The sequence below is a fragment of the Petrotoga olearia DSM 13574 genome, from assembly GCF_002895525.1.
Taxonomy (GTDB): domain Bacteria; phylum Thermotogota; class Thermotogae; order Petrotogales; family Petrotogaceae; genus Petrotoga; species Petrotoga olearia.
Map to the genome: position 1 here is coordinate 162,275 of NZ_AZRL01000021.1, position 20,183 is coordinate 182,457.

A 20,183-nucleotide genomic window follows, 5' to 3' on the forward strand; every position below is an offset into this window, starting at 1 on the left:
CTTACATACAATCTACTTTAGCTCCCCTTCGCCCAGCAACCCGCCCGGATGGGTGGGGGGAGGGCTCCGCCCTGTAACCCTTTTAAAATCAAAATCTTATTTTTGAAAATCTTTTTATTTCTAAAGTGCCTAAATCTATCATACTGTGTTTAAAGATACTATAATATTATATTTAGCCCCCCTTAGTCCCACTTCCCATCCTATCACCCATCTCATAGGAAGGAAACGCACAACATTCGTAACTATAACTAATCCGGTAATTTTCTCTTTCAGCTTTTTCGATAACTTTGCCAATAGGTTGAACAATTTTATTTACAATACCTAAAAGGTTGGTTTGTAGCTCTTCTCTATATTTCCCTTTAGGATGCATGCAGCCTAAAGTTAACTTTTTATGTGGAAAATCTTTTCTTACCTTTGAAAGAAAAGAAACAACTTCAGACACTTTTGGAGGTTGATAAGAATAGAATTCAGACCCAACGGTGGGTATAAAAACGAGAAATATTATTTCCTCTATTCGATCTCGAAATTTTTTTAATTTTTCAATCGCTTTTATTTCATGAGAGAATTCACCTTTATTCAAACCTATAGTAATATGTGGTTTAACGTCAAAATCATTCTTTACGAGCAACTCAAATGAATCCCAAATCTTCTCAAAATCCAATTCCTCATAAACCTCTTTTACCGTTTGCTGATCTCCAACCAAATCAAAAGATACGGTATTTGCAAGCTTTTTTAAAATCTGGATGTCTTTTTCATCCACGTAGCCAGTATGTACATTATATTTCAAATTATATCTAGTTTTTAGATTATATAGTATATCTTCAAAAATTGCTATTGGAACCTTTCCATCAGGTAGTAATCCACCACTAATTAAAAAAGAAGTGAATCCATTTTTTACTAAATCTTCTATATCTTTTATTCTGGCCATATTATTTAGATAGTGGCCACCACAATGTTTACAGTTCAGAAAACAATAATTTCCTGTTAATGATATCGAAGAAGTATTCTTTAAAATAACGAATTCAATCTCTTTAATCAACGCCATTGTTTTCACCAATAGAATTCAAAAACTTCTCACAAGCAATTTTTGCCGCTAATTGTTCGGCAATTTTCTTTGAAAAACCTTCACCTATTCCAAGTATCTCATCATCAAGTTTAACAGCAACCTTGTATTTTTTCATATGTGATGGCCCAGAAGCACTTAATAACTCATATTCAGGCAATTTTTTTGCTTTTTCTTGCGTTAGCTCTTGTAACTTTGTTTTATAATCGAGAAAAATATTGCCTTCAACAGCATTTTCAATGTATTCCTTCATGTTTTTTATTATATACTTCTTTACCTTTTCATATCCACAACTTATATAAATACAAGCAAACACTGCTTCCATAGTATCGGATAAAATTGACTTTTTCCTTCGTCCACTTTGTTTGTCTTCACCCTTACTTAAAAAAATAAAATTATCTAACCCTAGTTTTAAAGCGACTTCAGCCAAAATGACTTCGCTCCCTATAATAGCCCTCGCCTTTGACATTTCTCCTTCGGAAAGATAATAGTTGTTGTAAAGAAACTCGGAGATAACTAACTCCAAAACGGCATCTCCGAGAAATTCTAACCTTTCATTAGAATCCAGTCTTCTTTGAATATTTTCGCTATCGAAAACATACGATTTATGACACAATGCTTCAAACAACAGCTTTTCATTGACACATGCTGGTAGAAGAAGCCTCTTTTTTGCACTTTTTAGCGTTTCTTCCTCTTGCAAAGTCAATTTTAAATTATCCTCATACTTCATTTGTTTTCAATTAATCCTTTCATCTTATTTACCAACGATTCTACGTCATATCCATAAATCTTTAGCAAATCATTGATTGTTCCAGACGGTGTATAGTCTCTTAATCCCATAGGTTCAAAATAAGAGGGTTTCAAAGAATTTCTGATCATAGCTTTTGATAATTCATTTGACAAACCATTTTCTACGTTGTGGTCTTCTAAAGTTAACACAATAGTATTGTCAACAAATTCTTTAACCTGGATAAGGTCAAAATCCAAAGGAGTCGGTACGCCAATTACTGTAATTTGAATATTTTCTTCTTTCAACTTATCAGCTGCTTCAACCGCTAAATGAGCAAAGCTTCCGTATGTGAATACTGTTAGATCTTTACCTTTTCTAAAAATATCCAACTTCCCATACTCAAAGTTATAATCGTTACCGTAATAAACGTCGCCTTTTTCATCTAACAAAATTGGAAGGTTTGATCTTCCCATAGCAATCACAAAGTTACCGGGAACTTTTGCAGCGTACCTAATCGCTTTATCAGTTTGATTTGCATCACAAGGTACAATTAATTTAGTATAGTATAAGCTTCTGACTATCCCAATATAATTGACTTCATGATGGGTCTTACCATCTTCTCCAACATCCATACCACAATGGGTGACAACGGTCTTTAAATTAGTGTGATTAATATCGTTTAATCTTTGCTGATTAAATACCTCATCTAAACCAAATACTCCAAAATCAGCGAAAAAAGTTAATACTCCACTAACAGACAATGCTCCACCAATCGTAGCAGCGTTATGTTCCTCAATGCCAATTTGAATGTAGCCTTCAGGATTGACTTTTTCAAATTTTCCCAAATTAACGGAGGGTTTCAAATCACAATCAATAGCGACTACTGGAAAGTTATCCTTATTCAGTTTTGCAAGATCAGCAATAGCGTTCCCAAAGGCGTTACGATTCGCAACCTTTGTCCCCTTTTCATAAACTATAGGTTGCCCCGTTTCAACCTTCAATTCTATATTTGGATAGTTCAATTTATCCCTAGTTAAAGCCATATTTTTTCTTCTTTCAATGTACTTTTCCACATCGTTCTCTAAACCTAATTCTTCTAAAGCCTTACTTAATTGTTCCTTGGTGAGCGCTTTACCGTGATAGGTCGGAGTGTTTTCCATAAAAGAAACTCCTCTACCTATATTCGTCTTGCATACAATCACTGTTGGTCTTAATGGTTCATTTTCGGCCACTTCCAACGCCTTATTGATCTGCTCAAAATCATGACCATCAATTTCTATTAGGTTCCAACCAGCTGCTTTGTATTCGCCAACTATATTTACTGATAATATATCTCTGGCTCTACCGGATATTTGAATGTCGTTGTAATCCAGTAGAACAATTAGGTTATTTAGGCCTTCTTTTATAGCAGTTCTCCTTGCTTCAGCAATCTGCCCTTTCGAACTTTCTCCATCACTACTAAAAACGTAAACTCTATAATCTTTTTTCCTCTTTTTAGCAGCTAAAGCCATCCCTACCCCAGCAGATAAACCTTGACCTAAATTGCCTGTTGACCACTCAACACCCGGTATTCCGCGGGTAACATGTCCTTCAAATATACTTCCAGCATATCTGAATCCCGAAATAACTTCTTCGATATCTATAAAGCCCATTCTCCCTAAAGCTGTATAAAAACCAGGGGAAGTATGCCCGTGACTAACCACAATTCTATCTCTATCTGGGTTGAAAGGATCCTCTGGGAAAATATTTGCCCTATTTAAAACAGATAAAAACATGTCAATTGAAGACATAGACCCTGCAGGATGACCAGAATTAGCCACAGTGGTCATCTTCAGAATATCTCCTCTGGCGATTAACGACAAACTTTTTAGTTCTTTTAAACTTTTTTTCAATGAATCCACCTCCAAAGAATTTAGATCTAGTATTAGATATTAGAAAAATCTTCGAATGATAATTGATAGCAATGTGATTATTCCACTGACAATAAGCATTGTTGTAATGGGAATATATAAAACAAAGTTTTCTCTTTTTATTATTATATCTCCAGGAAGTCTTCCGAGTTTTATATTAAACGCAAACATCAACCCAATGATTACAAACAAAATACCGATTGTTATGAATACAATTGCAACCGTTCTCATATGTTCACGAAAAACTACTGCAGCAGACTAACTATTTTAGTAACGAAAGGAACGCAGTAGTTTTTCTCACTCCTTTCAGGATATTTAATATCCATATTCATCCTTTCTTTGAAATAACCTTAACCATCTTCTCATAGCCTTTCCGCCTACGTCGTTAGACGGAGGCAGTTGATTTTAAGAATTACCGTTGTTGAAATAGGAAAAAGGAACTTTAATTATGATAGGTTGATTTTCTTCTATTACTTGCAATGAAACTTCTTTTAAGAACACGTTGACCGTTACGACTCTGGCTGGCTTTCCTTCGTATTCTATTGTAGTATTCTCATTTGGCACATTTTTAAGGACCTCTTTATAAAAATCATTCTCATATTTTAAGCAACAAAGAAGTTTCCCGCATCTGCCTGAGATTTTAGCGGTGTTAATCATCATCTGTTGCGTCTTTGCAAGTTCCATTTTTATAGAAGAAAAATCTCTCAAAAATCTACTACAACAAGCTTCTTGCCCACATAAACCAATTGATCCAATCTTCTTTACTTCATCTCTAGCTCCTACCTGTTTAAGTTCAATTCTTGTTTTGTACCTTTTTGCTAATATCTTTACCAATTCTCTGAAATCTATTCTGACATCGGAACCAAAGTAAATTACTAATTTTGATCTATCAAAAGTAAAATCGGCATCAAGAATTCTCATTTTTAAACCTAATTCTCTAACCATTTGTTTTGCGTATTGTGCTACTTCTTTAACCTTTTCAACATTTTCTTCTATTTGTTTTTTGTCTTCATCTCCAACTTTTCTAACTATTGAGTTTGGTTCATAACCAATTTCTTCAAACCTCATAGTAACAGGTCCTAACACAACCCTACCAACTTCTATTCCGTTTTCTGTTTGAACCAAAACATAGTCAAATATATTGATTTTTTCCATCCCTAAATAATTAAAGTAGTTGATGGAACCTAATCTTTCTAATTCTACCCCATAAACTTCAGCTTTTAGATCTATCAAAAGATTTCACTCCTATTGTTATTATTTAATAGTTCTACTAAAACATCCCTTAATTCTAAAAAAATGAGTAAATATTTCCATTTCGAAATTAAAGTTAGCTAATCTCATCGTAGACATCCTGTTCAGATATGAGACAGTATCTTTAATTTGCTTTAGATTAACGGAATGTTCATTTAATCCAAAGAAATAAACAAGTGAATTATTCCAAAAATATTTCCACTTGGAAGAATTCAAAAACACCATCGAATCTCTCAACAAAATCGAGCCTAAAGCAGATATATTACGTAAAAAAGGTAAATTTTCTACATCATTTTTTATTTGGGCAATATTTTTTATCAGATAAAAGAACTCTTTATCGTTTGAATTTATTAATATATCCCACAATTTATAATATGAAAGAGCAAATTTCAATTTGTTTTCTGGCAAATCGAGTGACAATTTAAAATTGTTTAATAATTCATCAACATTGTTGGCTGAAAAACTGACTATCCTTTCTACTATTTCTTTAATGCTAGAAACATCTGTATTTTCATCAATAAGAAATAATAAAACTCCTAAATCATAATGTTGAAAAAAATTAAAATAAATTGCTATTTCCTCATACTTGCTATTAACATTCTCAATTAGAGTTGAAGGAACCGAAAGATCATACCTTATAAAACGACTTTTAAGGGTAGGGAGCAAATAATTCCACCTCGTAGTAGTGCTAAATACCAAAGCAAAGTCAGGAGGCTCTTCGATTAATTTGAGTGCAGCGTTTGCCGCTTCTATATTCAATCTATCTATATCCTCAAAAAAAACAACCTTCACCTTTGCATAGTTAGGTTTATACAGTAAAAACTCTTCCACATCCCTAACTTGTTCTATCTTAATATTTCCACCAAAAGGCTTTATAATTAAGGTATCTAATTTATTAAAGGCTGAAACTGAATTTAATAATTCATCTCTAAAATTATGCAAAATGAAATTATCTTCACAAACAAAACACATGGCACTTGCCTTAATTGTATCTATTTTTGATTCAATTTTTTCTATTGTATCATAAAAGAATGAGTTACTCAAAAGGAGCACCTTCTATACCATTTTTTATTTGTACAAATCTAAAATCAATCCGTTTATTTGTTCGATTTTCGATGCATATAGTAATGTATTTTTCTCTCTTTTTAAAATCATATCAGTCAATTCCATGAGTTTGCCATCAACTACCTCTGCAACCATATGTAGTTGAGGTGTTGAGTTTTTAAAATCAAGATCGTTTTTTATCACATACCAATGTTTTTCCAATCTTTTTAGGAAATCTTTGATGGAATTTCTGTATCCTCTTAAATTAGCTTGAGTTGGAGACTTCACAAAGTAATTTCCAAGTTTAAGAATATTATCAATCATACTCTTTAATTCACTTTCGGAAATTTTTAAATTCGTATCGACCAGTACATCGAAAAAACCTTCTTTTTCCCTTACTTCAGAAGTAGAAATATTGTGATCTTTTGATTTTTTTATCTTTTTCTTTTTCATCTCTTTATCAGTTTTCTTTCCAGTAATAGGATCTATCTCCATAATATTCCCTTCTTCATTTAAGAATTCTGAAAAACCTCTATAACTTCAAAAAGCTTCTCTTTTATATCATTTCTCTTAATTGTTCCATAAAGCTCCCCTTTAAGAAAAATAGCCGCTGATCCATTTTTGGTACCAACTATAGCAATATCAGAATGTTTAGCTTCACCAGGACCATTAACAACACACCCCATGACCGCTATCGTAATATTTTTTTTAACCTCTTTGCCTTTTAAAATTCTTTTTACCTCGTAGGCTAAACTTTCAACATCGATCTCTGTCCTTGCACAGGTAGGACAGGCTATGACTCTTAACCCTTTTTTTAAACCTAATGCTATTAACAAATCTTTTGCTAATTCGACTTCCCTGAGCGGATCACCACTGATAGATATTCTGATGGTATCTCCTATGTCGTTTATAAGTAAAGAACCTAAGCCTGCTGAAGACAATATAACAGCATCCTCAAAAACGCCAGCTTCAGTAACTCCGATATGAAAAGGATAAGGTATCAAACCCGAAAGATATTTATTGGCTTCGAAGGTTTCTTTTGCATCAACAGATTTGACAGAAACAACGATATCGTAAAAACCTTCTTTTTCTAACAAGCTAACTTCTTTTAAAGCGCTTTCAGCCAATGCTTTATGTCTTGGTAAATCAGAAAATTCCTTAGCAATCGAACCAGAATTAGACCCTACTCTTATTGTGACGTTATAATCCTTAGCGACTTTAACTATTTCACGTATTTTAACATCTGAGCCAATATTGCCCGGGTTTATTCTTACTTTCGAAGCACCTGCTTTAATAGACTCTATTGCTAACCTATAGTCAAAATGAATATCTGCAACCAAAGGTATTTTAGCTTTTTTTACGATCTCACTAAAGGGTTGAATGTCATCTTTACTTCTCACTGATACCCTTACAATCTGAGCACCAGAATTTTTCAATCGTTCAATTTGAAGCAGAGTTTTCTCAACATTTGAGGTATCTGTATTCGTCATACTTTGGATAACAATGGGGTACTTTCCACCAATCTTAACCCCACCAACGTCAACTACTTTTTGTGAGAACATCAATAAAGCACCTCATTAGAAAAATCTCATTATATCGTTATAAGTGACAAAAATCATCAAAAATATCAAGAACAAAAATCCGATAGTATTCACTATCGCCTCGACTTTTGAACTTACCCTTTTTCTAGTTATTATTTCATAGATAGAAAAAACGATTCTACCGCCATCTAATCCAGGTATTGGGATCAAATTAAAAACTCCTAAACTAATAGTTATCAAAGCGGTTAAATTTAAAATAGCATCAAACCCGACCATTGCAGCCTGACCTATTATGGCAGCAGCTCCAACAGGACCTGCTATCTGATCGGCACTCAGTCTGCCAGTGAATAACTGCCCAAAAGATCTGAAAGTTAAAGAGATCAAATTATTTGCCCATTGAATAGGGGCAGTAAGAGCTTCAATACCTTTTGGATGCCAGTTCTCGTATGGGGCCTCTAAAACTCCAGGTTGAACGATAAAATCTAAAAATTCATTTTTGGATAGATTAATATGAATAATCTGTCCATTTCTCTCTACTAGCAACTCAAGGGTATTATCTATAAAAGGTTTATATTCATTAATAATTTCTTTACCTGAAACAGCGAACATTAATTCGTCTGAATTTAATTGAATTCGATAAATTGCATTTTGCAAATCAGACCCGTTATTAATGGATACACCATTAATTTCGATTATTTTATCTCCTTGCATGAAAACATCGTTACCTTTTGCGATAACGTTTGAAAAAGTAGAGTACACGATACCTGTTTCATACATAGGAAGAAAATATGAATATTGGGAGAGCTTACCTTCAATAATAGTTCCATCTTCTAACTGCAACTCTATTGGATCACCACTTTCCATTCGACTCATAACAGTGTATAAATCTTCTTCACCATTTAGTAAAATAATCTCTTTGTTTTTCAGATTGAGCAATTCAGTATCTTCAATACCGTATAAAGTAAAAATTGCTCTTTCATTCGTAAGTTCTGGAATTAAAGTAACAATAATTTCTTCCCCATTTCTTACAACAGTTAACTCTAATGGGTTCCCAGAAGGTATTTCCAACTCTAAAATAGATGGATTAAATACATAATCACCATTTGCTTTTTTAATGATATCACCAGGTTCAAGACCAGCTTGCGCAGCGATACTGTCCCTTCCTACTCTCTCAACAATCACCTCAGGAAAACCGTAAACACCAGCTATTCCCACAAAAAGAAAATAACCTAAAAGGAAAGAAAACAAAGGTCCGGCAAAAGCTATCAAAAATTTCTGGAAAGGCTTCTTATTGTAAAATAATGAAGGGTCAGTATCCTTATAACCTTCTTCTAATACTTCTTCACCAGCTAATCTAACATATCCACCCAAAGGAATAATATTGAATCTAAAGGTAGTTTCTTTACCTGGAATCTTAAACAATGATGGTCCAAAACCTATAGAGAACTCTTCTACTCTTGTCTTAAAGATTTTTGCAAAAATAAAATGCCCAAATTCATGAACAACTACAATAACGGATATGATAATCAAAAACCAAATAATTGATAATAGAACGGTCATTCGATAACCTCCATAATGTATTTTTTCGCTATATTTCTACTGATTTTATCCACTTTAAGTATATCATCAATATTATGAAATTTCAAACTTTTAGAAAATAAAAACTGCTTTTGAATCTCATTTACCGTTTTGTATATAGTTCGATAAATATCTGCAAATTTAATTGAACCTTTTAAAAAACTATCCACCGCAATCTCATCGGCAGCATTAAATGCATTCTGTAAAGGGGCATCCCCAAGAATGCTGTAAGCTAATTTCAAAGAGGGATATCTATCAAAATCTACTTTTTCGAAATGTATATTTTCTGAAAAGAAATCGGGTTTGTCAAAAACAAAATTTCGTTCAGGATAAGAAATCGAAAAAGCTATTGGAATTTTCATATCGGCTAGTCCGTAATGCATCTTAATTACCCCATCAGAAAATTGAACCATAGAATGAATTCTACTGTTTCGATTGATTGCGACATCAATATTTTTTATTTTGAATAAATAATAGGCTTCAAATAATTCAAGAGACTTATTTACCATCGATGCAGAATCAACGGTTATTCTTTTTCCCATCGACCAAACAGGATGGTTCAATACTTCATCCACTGAAACATTTTCAAGGGCTTCAACAGGGTAATCTCTTAAAGAACCTCCGCTAGCCGTCAATATAATTTTTTCAGGGGTTGAGGTTTCTCCCATTAAAAGTTGGAATATTGCACTATGTTCGCTATCAATTGGTATTATTTCTCTTTTAAGCTTAGCAGCATAATCCAAAACATAATTACCACCACATACAATCGATTCTTTATTTGCCAAACAAACCCTTTGAGAAACATCGATAGCTTTTAAGGTGTTTTGAACACCGGAAAAGCCAGAAGTAGCAATTAGTGAATAATCAGGATTACAAAACTCCATACTCCTTTCAACAGCATCTACACCCGTAAAAACCCTACATCCGTTAAAAGTTTTAGAAATATTTTCATTACTCTCAACTATCCCAACACTCTTCAAACTGTATTTATTAATTGCTTCTTTCAATTTATCCCAACTTTTATAAACGGATCCACCTACAATTTTGAAATTGTCTTTAAACCATTCTTTTTTTAAAACTTCTAATGCTTGTTGACCAATTGATCCAGAAATGCCGGCTATGAAAATACTTTTCACTTATAAACCCCTTTCTCTTATTAACAATTAAAAATACATTTTAAATTATACCATCAATTCAAATAATCATAAATTAAAAAATGTGTTAAAATAATTAAGAAATACAAAAGCTAAATATTGAATTAATTGAAGAAGGTGATTGAGTCAACTACCCACCGTCTAAAGACAGAGGCTTATGATGAATAAGCCTTAGTTGACTACCCTCAGCCAGGATCAAACAGGCTCACGCCCCTAAAGGAAGATTATCGGGCTACGTTATATAGGTCATAACACCTTCGGATGTCTCTCCTAGTCTGTCGCTCTGTTGTTTAGCTTTAAACAATCCTAAGGGGTAGGGATAGTGAGCTAAACGTAAAAAGCCTATATAACATTGGGGAAGGAGAATAACTCCGTTAAGGAGGTACACTTTATGTTAGTGTACATTTTAAACAAATATGGGAAACCTCTTATGCCTTGTAAACCTTCAAAGGCAAGAAAACTACTTAAAGATGGTAAAGCTAAGGTTGTTAGAAAAGAACCTTTTACCATTCAACTGCTCTATGGTAGTAGCGGTTATAAACAACCTATTACTTTGGGAATAGATGCAGGAAGTAAAACTGTAGGATTGTCTGCTACTACTGAAAATAAGGAACTTTTTGCAGCAGAAGTTGAAATAAGAGATGATATACCTAAACTTATATCTCAGAAACGACAGTATCGTAGAGATAGACGTTTCAGAAAAACAAGGTATAGAAAACCACGCTTTTTAAATCGTGTCCACAGTAAGAACAAAGGATGGCTTGCACCGTCAGTAGAACATAAAATAAAGTCGCACATTAAACTGATCGATCTAGTTCATAGCATACTTCCTATTACAAAAATTGTAGTAGAAGTTGCAAGTTTCGATATACAAAAGATTAAGAACCCTAATATTGAAGGCAAACAATACCAACAAGGTGAACAATTAGATTTTTGGAATGTAAGGGAATATGTTCTATGGAGAGATAACTATACCTGTCAACACTGCAAAGGCAAAAGTAAAGATAAAAGACTCAATGTTCACCACATCGAAAGTAGACAAATAGGTGGGAACGCACCTAGTAATTTAATTACATTGTGTGAAACATGTCATAAGGATTACCACGATGGAAAAATTAAATTGGATTTTAAAAGAGGACAAAAATTTAAAGGTGCTACCTCTATGAATATTATGAGATGGACATTATACAATAGATTGAAAGATTTGTATTCTAACGTTCATCTAACTTATGGATATATCACTAAAAATACAAGGATACAAAATAGTTTAACTAAAACACATATAATAGACGCCTTATGTATTAGTGGTCATCCTCAAGCAAAACAACTAGAGTATTATTATCACATTAAAGAAGTTAGACGACACAATAGACAAATACACAAAGCTAACATTCTAAAGGGAGGAACAAGGAAGCTTAACCAAGCACCTTATCTAGTACATGGCTTTAGATTGTTTGATAAAATAAAATACAACGGTATTGAATGTTTCATATTTGGAAGACGTTCAACTGGATACTTTGATATAAGAAAACTTGATGGTACAGTAATTCATAGAAGTGCGAAAAGCAAAGATTTAATCCTGGTAAGTAAAACTAAAACTCTATTATGGGAAAGGAGGGAAAATTCTGCATTCCTCTCATCACTGAAACGGGCTTCCGCCTCTTAAGGAAGTGATGAGTTCCTTGCGGATCTCTTTATGAACATTGGTAATTTCCTTTTAGAAAGTTCTAATTTGTTTACAGTTTACAGATGGAATAATAATCCTGCAATTGTAAGATTTAGCGAATCTGACAACATATACAACAATCTTCTTTTAAGTTTATTTGTATTTTCTGACGACTCAGAAGAAAAGTTGGTAAAAATACTGCACAACAAAATATATGAAGCGATTCCTAAAATAGTATTATCAGACATATCATTGGCTACCAAAAGCAAAATTGAAGAAAAAGGCAAAAAACTTTGGGATGAAGTGATTAACAAAACCTATAAAGAAGTAGAATCAAATTTTGATAGCAATATTAGCCCAAAACTATTAATTCATTATACCTTTGATGAAGAAACTGATCAAAAAATTAAGATGATAAACCTCCTTGTCGCCCAAAAAGAAGCCAGTATTAACGAAAGAGTCTTTCCCGAATATTACAAAGAACCAAAAAGAAAAAACCAAACGAAAATAAAAAATATGGATATACAAGATAAAAAAGGAATAGAAGAATTAGCCAATGAGCTACTAGAGATATCCACAAGACTTGTAACTATGACAAGGTGGAATAAAAATCATAGAAATATTAAAAGTTCGGTAGCCTCTCATACCTTCTTTGTTTTTTTAATCTCTTACATTTTAGCTTTGACAGCTAATTTGCAAGTTAAGCAAATTTACGATATCATGATTGCTTCGATACTCCATGACTTGCCGGAAGCCTTTACAGGAGACGTCATTAGCCCGACTAAAAGAAAAGTAAGCGGCTTAGAAGAAATAATAGGAGAGATAGAAAAGGATTTCATTAAAGATTGGTACAACAATAAAAGTATAATAAAAGAGAAGATTAAAAAGTTTGAACAGTATATCTATGCACCGTTTGAAAATGATTATGGGCCATACGTGAAAACATCGGATTTAATAGCAGCATTAATAGAATGTTCCCTGGAAATAAGTACAGGGAACCAAAATAAATACTTTATAGATACCTTTGAATCAATAAAAAAGGAGATATTAAACTTCTCTCCAATTGATATTAGTGAAATTATAAATGAGATAGAATCAGCTATTCACCCCTAACGTATTTTTTCTCACCGTTAGGTAGTTTGAATTTAACAACCACGCCTTTTTGAGGTTTTTCGTAACCTAAATATATTTTGTGAACATTAGATTGATTAACTCCTGATTCTACACCTTCAGATGAAATGTGGGCTTCAAATGGATCTTCGTTGTAGACAAAAACGGTAACTTCAACTTCTTTCATAAAATCCCTCCGATCAAATGATATTTATTAAATTCAAAACAGCTTCTGTGAATCTAAAAGTAAAGTCACTGGACCATCGTTGACAATATTTACTCTCATATGAGCTTGAAATTCCCCTTGCTGAACGTTTAAAGTGTACTTCTCTATAATAGAAGAAATAAACTTATCATAAAGGGCTCTAGCATCATCCGGATTTGCGGAATCAGTAAAAGATGGTCTTCTCCCTTTTCTACAGTCACCGTATAAAGTAAACTGAGACACAATAAGCAACTCACCATTAACATCTAGTAAAGATCTATTCATTTTGTTTTGATCGTCCTCAAAAATTCTCAGATTTACTATCTTATCAGTCATCCAATTAATATCTGATTCTTGATCGCTCTTTGAAATGCCCAGAAAAACTAGGAGCCCTTTTCCTATTTGAGCAATAGTATTACCAGAAACAGTAACAGATGCTTGTGCAACTCTTTGAACTACAGCCCTCAAATTATACCCTCCTAACAGAATAAACACCCTTAGAATTTTTTAATTTATTACTTAAAAGACTCAGATGTTTTAAATTCTGAACGGATAAATATATTCTAAGGTTAAGAAAATTAGAATTACTTCTCATTTCGAATTTTTCTATATGTCCACCTTCATTATTTATAATATTTCTTACGTTATTTAAAACATTTTTGCTCTCCACATCCATCAATAATACGGTAGAAAATTTGTTTTGATTGTATTCATTCCATTCAACATTTACCTTTTTACTTTCATCTATATCCTGAATATTAGTGCAATCTTTTCTATGAATACCGATTCCTCTTCGAGTTATAACACCTATAATTTCATCTCCTGGAACCGGCATACAACATTTAGCAAAATAGCTTTCAACTCCTCCTTCACCATCAACAAGAACGGAGATCCCTTTTCTACTTGAGGTGGGTTTTTCGACAGTAGGAATCGCATCTTCTTCTTTTTCGTTTAGAGTAAAAATATTTCTAATAGTATTAACACTAATATCTTCTAAAGAGAGTTTAATGAAAAATTCATCGTCACTTTTTATATTGTATTTAATGTAAAATCCTATTTCCTTCAACTTTTCAAGAATTTCATCCATGGAAAAATTAAGTTTTTTAGAGAGCTCTCTAAACTTGTCCTTACCTCTTTCTATTAACTCAACTTCATTTTTTTGCCTGTAATATTTTTTTATCTTTGATACGGTCTTAGGAGAATGAGCATATTTTAACCAATCAATACTAGGTCCTTGAAAATTTCTATTGATCATTATCTCTACTATGTCACCAGTCTGCAATTTGTATGAGATAGGAACTAATTTACCATTGACTTTCGCTCCCGAAAAATGATTGCCAACCTCAGTATGAATAGCAAAAGCAAAATCAATAGGTGTTGCTCCTCTAGGCAAATGAATTATTTCTCCCTTAGGTGTAAATACAAAAATTTCTTTTGAGAGAAGGTTTGTTTCGATATCTTTCAATTCAAAAGCATTTTGAGCTATATATCTATGTAACTCCATCAGATCGGCTAAAAATTTCAACTTTTCCTGACTAACACCCTCTTTATAAACCCAATGAGCAGCTAAACCATATTCGGCCTCTTGATGCATGTCCCAATCTCGAATTTGAATTTCTAAAGGATCTCCTTTATGGGTTATAACAGTGGTATGGAGTGATTTGTAACCATTGAATTTAGGGGTTGCAATATAATCTTTTATCCTTCCTGGAATAGGGGACCAAATAGAATGTATTATTCCCAAAGCAGCGTAACATTTATTCTGATCTTCGGTAATTATTCTAAGAGCAATATAATCATAGATTTCATCTAAAGTTTTCCCTTTTCGAATCATTTTATCCCATATACTATATAAATGTTTAGAACGACCCTCAACAGTTGCTTTGATTTTTTGATTATCTAGCTCATGTTTAATAATCTGGGCATATTCGTTCAATCTATTTTGTCCAAGTCTTAATTTTTCCTCGATTTTAGACTTTAAATCAAAATACGTATCTGGATACAAATAACGAAAAGATAAATCTTCCAATTCTTCCTTGATCTTATAAATACCCAATCTATGGGCTATAGGCGCGTATATTTTTAAAGTTTCATCTGCTTTGGCTATTTGCTTTTTTCTGTCGACAAATTCCAAAGTTCTCATATTATGTAATCTATCAGCCAATTTAACGATTATGACTCTTATGTCCTCGGACATAGCAAAAAGCATCTTTCTTATAGTTTCCACTTTCTCTAAAGACTTCATGTCTTTTTCGTTTAGCCGTTCATTGAGCTTTAGATTACTGATCTTGGTAACACCTGAAACTATATTGGCAACATCGACTCCAAAAAGTTCTTTTATTTTATCTATTGGAACGCCGCAATCTTCAACTACATCGTGCAAAAGACCAGCTATTATAGTATCTACATCCATTTTTAAACCGGCGAGTATCAATCCAACACTTTTTGGATGCTCAAAAAATTCCTCACCAGAATCTCTATATTGACCATTATGTGCAGTTTCAGCTAAATCATAAGCTGCTCTTATTCTTTCTTTTCCTCTCTTAGTAAGCCTAACATTTAATAGTTTTTCAACCTCTTTCTCGTAACTTTTCGATTCTATCAACATAATCAAACACCTCTTAACGTTTCTTAAAAAAGCTCAATTAGGTCTTGTAAATTAAGGTACAATATAATTATAGCACAAATTTTTGAAATATTGAAAAAAATTAAAGACAAAAAAATTTATCAAAATGTAATATCAATTTTATTTTTTAGGCCCATACAGTATGTTTAAATATAAGTGGAGTTCCTCCTTAATATTTCTTAACATCACTTGATTTTATCCAAAAAAAAGATTGTTATAATTACATCGAAGACTTAAATTAAGGAGGGAATTATTGTGAAGAAGGTATTATTAACGTTAGTTTTAGTGGGTATAGCCCTTTTCAGTTTCGCAGAAACACTTGTTATAAAAGGTTCAAACACGATCTTTCCAGTAGCACAACTCTGGATAGAAGAGCTAAAAGATATGTATCCCGATTTATCAATAACATTGGAAGGTGCAGGTTCTTCAACAGGTATTGCTGCTTTATTCAACGGAACAACACACATCGCAAACTCGAGCAGATGGCTTAAAGAATCAGAATTGGAACAAATGTCCGAAGAAAGAAAGTATTTCATTCCCGTAGTTTTAGGATACGATGGAATAGCTGTTATTGTTAATCCCAATCTTGGAATAGATGAAATCTCTATAGAAGAATTGGCAAAGATTTACACTGGTGAAATCACAAGGTGGAACCAATTGAATACGAATTTACCAAACCAAAGGATTGTCGTATATTCAAGAAACTCCGCCTCAGGGACTTACGAAACATTCGTAGAAAAAGTTTTAGAGGGTAAAAGAATGGCACCAACAGTTCAAATGCTGGAATCAACACAAGCAGAAATTCAATCGGTTGCTAAAAACCAATATGCGATAGCTTATACAGGAGTAGGATATGTAACTAACGACGTAAAGGTTTTATCTGTTGATGGTGTACAACCAACAAAATTGAATATTTTAAATTCTGTTTATCCAATTTCAAGGCCATTGTATATGTTTGTTGATGCAACAAACGGTTACCCTGAAACCGGACCGGTAAAACAGTATTTGACATTTGGGCTATCAAAACGAGGTCAAGAATTAGTTGAACAGGCTGGATATGTAGCAGCATACGGATTTTAAAAGTTAATCCTTTAAAAGGAGTGCTTTTTCTGTGAATAGACGAGATTTCAAAAATATTATAAATCAAAGTATAATTACCGCAGTTGCAATGGTGGGAATAGTAGCATTAATTGGTCTATTCATCTTTATCATAAGAGAAACTATTCCAGCCCTGACAGAAGTTGGGGCTGAGATTTTTACTAGTAAATACTGGTATCCAACATATGATCCACCAGAATATGGCATGTTGGCAATGATAGTAGGGTCTTTCATATTAACTGGATTTGCTTCTATTATAGTTATACCCATAGGGTATATAATTGCATTTTTCTTGTACGATTATGCCACAAACGCAGAACAAAAAATTATAAAATCAGCAATAGATTTGCTATCTGGAGTACCCACTGTTATAATTGGTACATTCTTATTTATTTATGTTTCACCGATCCTTATGAATTTTGGTGCTTGGTCCTCAGGTAACTTACTTTTAGCAGCAATTGGTCTATCAATTTTATCTCTACCATATGCTGCATCCCTTATGCAGGAATCATTATCAGCAATTGATATCAGTCTAAAAGAAAGTGCATTAGCCTTGGGGGCAAGCAGATTCACTGCTGGATTTAGAATAGTGAGTAAGGCTGCATTATCAGGAATTTTGAATTCAATAATTCTAACAATAAATAGAATTATAGGGGAAACTATAGTTGTATTAATGGTTGCTGGAGGAGCTGCTATAATTCCTAAATCAATATGGGATCCGGTTAGACCTTTAACCGCTGTTATAGCTAGTGAGATGGGTGAAGTACCAATTGGAAGTGTTCATTATTCTGCGTTATTTGTAGCTGGCTTGATTTTGTTAACGATATCTTTTATTTTAACGATGATATCTAGGAGAGTAACGAGGAGTTGGAAAAATTGAAGAAACAAACAGGAATAGATTCAATAATTTCAATCATTTTCAGGATCATAAGTTATATTGCATTTGGTATAATAATGGCAATAATTATAATAGTTATAGTAGATGGTGCAAGATATTTTACCCCAGCCTTTTTTATTGAATATCCAAGTCAAGGTATGACTGCAGGAGGAATTGGACCAGCTATATTAGGAAGTCTTCTGATGATATTTTTCATACTATTATTTTCAATTCCTATAGGAGTTTTAACAGGTACCTTCCTTTCAGAATATGGCTCAAAATCAAGATTGGGAAGAATAATTGACGTTTCGGTTACCTCGTTATCTGGTGTTCCTTCGGTTGTTTACGGATTGTTTGGATTAGCTCTTTTTTCTATAACTCTTGGATTTGGAACATCACTTCTTAGCGGAAGTTTAACCTTAGCTATAATGACTTTACCAGTAATATCATCATCAGTGAAAGAGGCGCTTGCCTCTCTACCAAGAGAACTAAGAGAATCAGCTTATGCATTAGGAGCAAAAAAAACCGAAACTATTTACAAAATACTATTTCCAGCTGCAAGAAATAGAATAATAACCGCTATATTAATTGGTTCAGGAAGAGTAATTGGAGAAACCGCCCCTGTATTATTGACTGGTGCAGTTTTCTATTCAACTCAGTTACCGAATTCATTACTTGATCCTGTTATGACCCTCCCAACTCATATATACTTTATAACTATGGCATACGGAGAAAATGCACAATGGATGGCAAAAGCTACATCAGCATTCTTAATTATACTTATCTTAGTGATATACTCTATAGCCTTTAAAATAAGAGGAGGGAATCAAAAAAGTTGAGCGAAGAAAATGAAATTGCGATAGAAATTAAAAATTTTAATGGTTGGTACAATCAAAAACAAGCTCTAAAAGATATAAATATGGAAATTAAAAAGAAAAAAGTCAGTGCAATAATAGGACCTTCGGGTTGTGGAAAATCAACGTTGTTAAGAAGCATTAATAGAATCAACGATGAAATTCCAGGATATAGAACTAAGGGAGAAATAATATTTGAAGGGAAAAATATTTATGAAAATAACATTGATTTATCACAATTGAGAAAAAAAATAGGAATGGTTTTTCAAAAACCCGTTCCCTTCCCGATGTCTATTTACGATAATATTGCATTCGGTGTAAAGTTACACACTTCAAGGAACGGAAGAAAAATGGATGAAATCATTGAAACAGCATTAAAAAGAGCTGCTTTATGGGATGAAGTAAAAGGCGATCTCAACAAGCCAGCGAGTTCCCTTTCTGGTGGACAACAACAACGGTTGTGTATAGCCAGAGCTATCGCCATTGATCCAGAAATAATCCTATTGGATGAGCCTACATCCGCCCTAGATCCTATAGCAACACAAAAAATAGAAAATTTAATTGAACACTTATCTGAAAATTATACTATAATTATTGTTACACATAACCTAGCCCAAGCTATTAGGATTTCAGATTATATGTATTTTATGTTTCAAGGAGAGCTCATAGAATCTGGAAAAACACAAAACATTATAAAGAGCCCGAAAAAACAATTGACAGAAGATTATCTAAATGGTAGAATTAGCTAAAAATAGAATAGATAAACGTACAACGAAAAGTACATTAGGGAGTGAAATAAATGGACTATACACATTTTGAAACTGAAATGACACGATTATCAAGTGAAATATCCAAGCTTTTAACTATTGTATTAAGATCGTTTGAAAATTCTATTAAAGCGTTAGAAGATAAAAATCTTGAATTAGCTGAAAAAGTCTTAAAAGCAGATGATCAAATAGATGATTTAAACCGTCAAATTGAAGAATCAGTCTATCAAATCGTTGCAAGATTTCGACCTTTAGCCAAAGATTTGCGATACGCCGTAACAATGATAAAGTTTGCAAACAATCTTGAAAGAATAGGGGATCTCTCTTGCAATATAGCTGAAAAAACTAAAACCTATGCACATATTGATTTAAAAGACATAGTTAATAATAAAGAAATAAAAAAGATGTTCGGTATATCTTTAGAGATGATAAAAGACTCATACAAAGCATTTGGAGAAAGAAACATTGAAGAAGCTGTAAAAATTTGGAAAAGAGACGATGAAGTAGACGAACTAGAAAATCAAGTTAGAAAAATAGCTGTGAAAAAATTACAAGATGAAACATTTAACAAAGAACTTGTCATACCATATATATTGTTGGCAAGAGACATTGAAAGAATTGCCGATCACGCTACCAACCTATGTGAAGAAATAGTTTACATAGAAACAGGAGAGGAAATCGAAGACTATCTATAAACGGAGGCTTTCTC

The 20,183-nt window shown here is 33.0% G+C and carries 20 protein-coding genes; 7 read left to right on the plus strand and 13 right to left on the minus strand.

All coding sequences use genetic code 11. The features are described 5' to 3' along the window. Nucleotides 1-172 precede the first annotated feature (172 nt). From lipS1 to dxr, 10 genes are all read right to left on the minus strand, one after another. Nucleotides 173-1,045 (minus strand): LipS1 family lipoyl synthase, encoded by an 873-nt coding sequence (lipS1, locus tag X929_RS07785; RefSeq protein ID WP_103067458.1) that lies wholly within the window; start codon nt 1,043-1,045, stop codon nt 173-175. After that, on the minus strand, nt 1,032-1,793 hold the full coding sequence (rnc, locus tag X929_RS07790; RefSeq protein ID WP_103067459.1) for a ribonuclease III: 762 nt from the start codon (nt 1,791-1,793) through the stop codon (nt 1,032-1,034). The genes lipS1 and rnc overlap by 14 nt, the downstream gene beginning before the upstream one ends. Then, nucleotides 1,790-3,685, minus strand: coding sequence for a transketolase (locus tag X929_RS07795; RefSeq protein ID WP_103067460.1), 1,896 nt, complete (start codon nt 3,683-3,685; stop codon nt 1,790-1,792). Before X929_RS07795 ends, rnc begins: the two co-directional genes overlap by 4 nt. A 39-nt stretch (nt 3,686-3,724) precedes the next feature. Beyond that, the gene (locus X929_RS07800; protein ID WP_103067461.1) at nt 3,725-3,934 is read right to left on the minus strand and encodes a DUF2905 domain-containing protein; all 210 of its coding nucleotides are present in this window, start codon (nt 3,932-3,934) and stop codon (nt 3,725-3,727) included. 174 nt (nt 3,935-4,108) lie between these two features. Continuing rightward, a complete protein-coding gene (locus X929_RS07805; protein ID WP_211286756.1) occupies nt 4,109-4,936 on the minus strand; it encodes a PSP1 domain-containing protein in 828 nt (275 codons plus the stop codon). 21 nt (nt 4,937-4,957) lie between these two features. Then, complete coding sequence (locus X929_RS07810; RefSeq protein WP_103067462.1) at nt 4,958-5,998, minus strand: hypothetical protein; 1,041 nt, start codon at nt 5,996-5,998, stop codon at nt 4,958-4,960. Between the two features lie 24 nt (nt 5,999-6,022). Next, nucleotides 6,023-6,493 (minus strand): YaaR family protein, encoded by a 471-nt coding sequence (locus X929_RS07815; protein WP_103067463.1) that lies wholly within the window; start codon nt 6,491-6,493, stop codon nt 6,023-6,025. Nucleotides 6,494-6,510: 17 nt separating this feature from the next. Then, the gene (gene ispG / locus X929_RS07820; RefSeq protein WP_103067464.1) at nt 6,511-7,560 is read right to left on the minus strand and encodes a flavodoxin-dependent (E)-4-hydroxy-3-methylbut-2-enyl-diphosphate synthase; all 1,050 of its coding nucleotides are present in this window, start codon (nt 7,558-7,560) and stop codon (nt 6,511-6,513) included. Nucleotides 7,561-7,575: 15 nt separating this feature from the next. After that, nucleotides 7,576-9,099, minus strand: a complete 1,524-nt coding sequence (locus tag X929_RS07825) for a M50 family metallopeptidase (protein WP_103067465.1) — start codon at nt 9,097-9,099, stop codon at nt 7,576-7,578. Continuing rightward, nucleotides 9,096-10,253 (minus strand): 1-deoxy-D-xylulose-5-phosphate reductoisomerase, encoded by a 1,158-nt coding sequence (gene dxr, locus X929_RS07830; RefSeq protein ID WP_103067466.1) that lies wholly within the window; start codon nt 10,251-10,253, stop codon nt 9,096-9,098. The genes X929_RS07825 and dxr overlap by 4 nt, the downstream gene beginning before the upstream one ends. 409 nt (nt 10,254-10,662) lie before the next feature. Between dxr and iscB the strand changes: the two genes are divergently transcribed. Together iscB and X929_RS07840 are read left to right on the plus strand one after the other, a co-directional pair. Next, a complete protein-coding gene (gene iscB / locus X929_RS07835; RefSeq protein WP_103067467.1) occupies nt 10,663-11,937 on the plus strand; it encodes an RNA-guided endonuclease IscB in 1,275 nt (424 codons plus the stop codon). Between the two features lie 30 nt (nt 11,938-11,967). Next, complete coding sequence (locus tag X929_RS07840; protein WP_103067468.1) at nt 11,968-13,050, plus strand: HD domain-containing protein; 1,083 nt, start codon at nt 11,968-11,970, stop codon at nt 13,048-13,050. Here the strand turns inward: X929_RS07840 and X929_RS07845 are convergent. The 3 genes from X929_RS07845 to X929_RS07855 are packed head-to-tail and all read right to left on the minus strand — an operon-like array spanning nt 13,037 to nt 15,860. Beyond that, nucleotides 13,037-13,234 (minus strand): hypothetical protein, encoded by a 198-nt coding sequence (locus X929_RS07845; protein ID WP_103067469.1) that lies wholly within the window; start codon nt 13,232-13,234, stop codon nt 13,037-13,039. The two genes, X929_RS07840 and X929_RS07845, sit on opposite strands and share 14 nt — an antisense overlap. A gap of 33 nt (nt 13,235-13,267) precedes the next feature. Further along, a complete protein-coding gene (gene dtd / locus X929_RS07850) occupies nt 13,268-13,720 on the minus strand; it encodes a D-aminoacyl-tRNA deacylase (protein WP_103067470.1) in 453 nt (150 codons plus the stop codon). A 1-nt stretch (nt 13,721) separates the two neighbouring features. After that, nucleotides 13,722-15,860, minus strand: coding sequence for a RelA/SpoT family protein (locus X929_RS07855; protein ID WP_103067471.1), 2,139 nt, complete (start codon nt 15,858-15,860; stop codon nt 13,722-13,724). A 273-nt stretch (nt 15,861-16,133) separates the two neighbouring features. On the opposite strand from X929_RS07855, the gene X929_RS07860 reads away from it, so the two are divergent. Genes X929_RS07860 through phoU form a run of 5 tightly spaced genes read left to right on the plus strand, consistent with a single transcriptional unit; the run spans nt 16,134 to nt 20,169 of the window. Then, on the plus strand, nt 16,134-16,958 hold the full coding sequence (locus X929_RS07860; protein ID WP_103067472.1) for a phosphate ABC transporter substrate-binding protein PstS family protein: 825 nt from the start codon (nt 16,134-16,136) through the stop codon (nt 16,956-16,958). A 31-nt stretch (nt 16,959-16,989) separates the two neighbouring features. Then, the gene (locus X929_RS07865; RefSeq protein WP_103067473.1) at nt 16,990-17,856 is read left to right on the plus strand and encodes a PstC family ABC transporter permease; all 867 of its coding nucleotides are present in this window, start codon (nt 16,990-16,992) and stop codon (nt 17,854-17,856) included. Beyond that, nucleotides 17,844-18,692: a phosphate ABC transporter permease PstA gene (gene pstA / locus X929_RS07870; protein ID WP_103067474.1), complete on the plus strand. Its 849-nt coding sequence runs from the start codon at nt 17,844-17,846 to the stop codon at nt 18,690-18,692. The genes X929_RS07865 and pstA overlap by 13 nt, the downstream gene beginning before the upstream one ends. Then, nucleotides 18,689-19,456, plus strand: coding sequence for a phosphate ABC transporter ATP-binding protein PstB (gene pstB, locus X929_RS07875; RefSeq protein WP_103067475.1), 768 nt, complete (start codon nt 18,689-18,691; stop codon nt 19,454-19,456). The genes pstA and pstB overlap by 4 nt, the downstream gene beginning before the upstream one ends. A 50-nt stretch (nt 19,457-19,506) precedes the next feature. Continuing rightward, entirely contained in the window at nt 19,507-20,169 is a 663-nt protein-coding gene (gene phoU / locus X929_RS07880; protein ID WP_103067476.1) for a phosphate signaling complex protein PhoU, read from the plus strand. Nucleotides 20,170-20,183 lie beyond the last annotated feature (14 nt).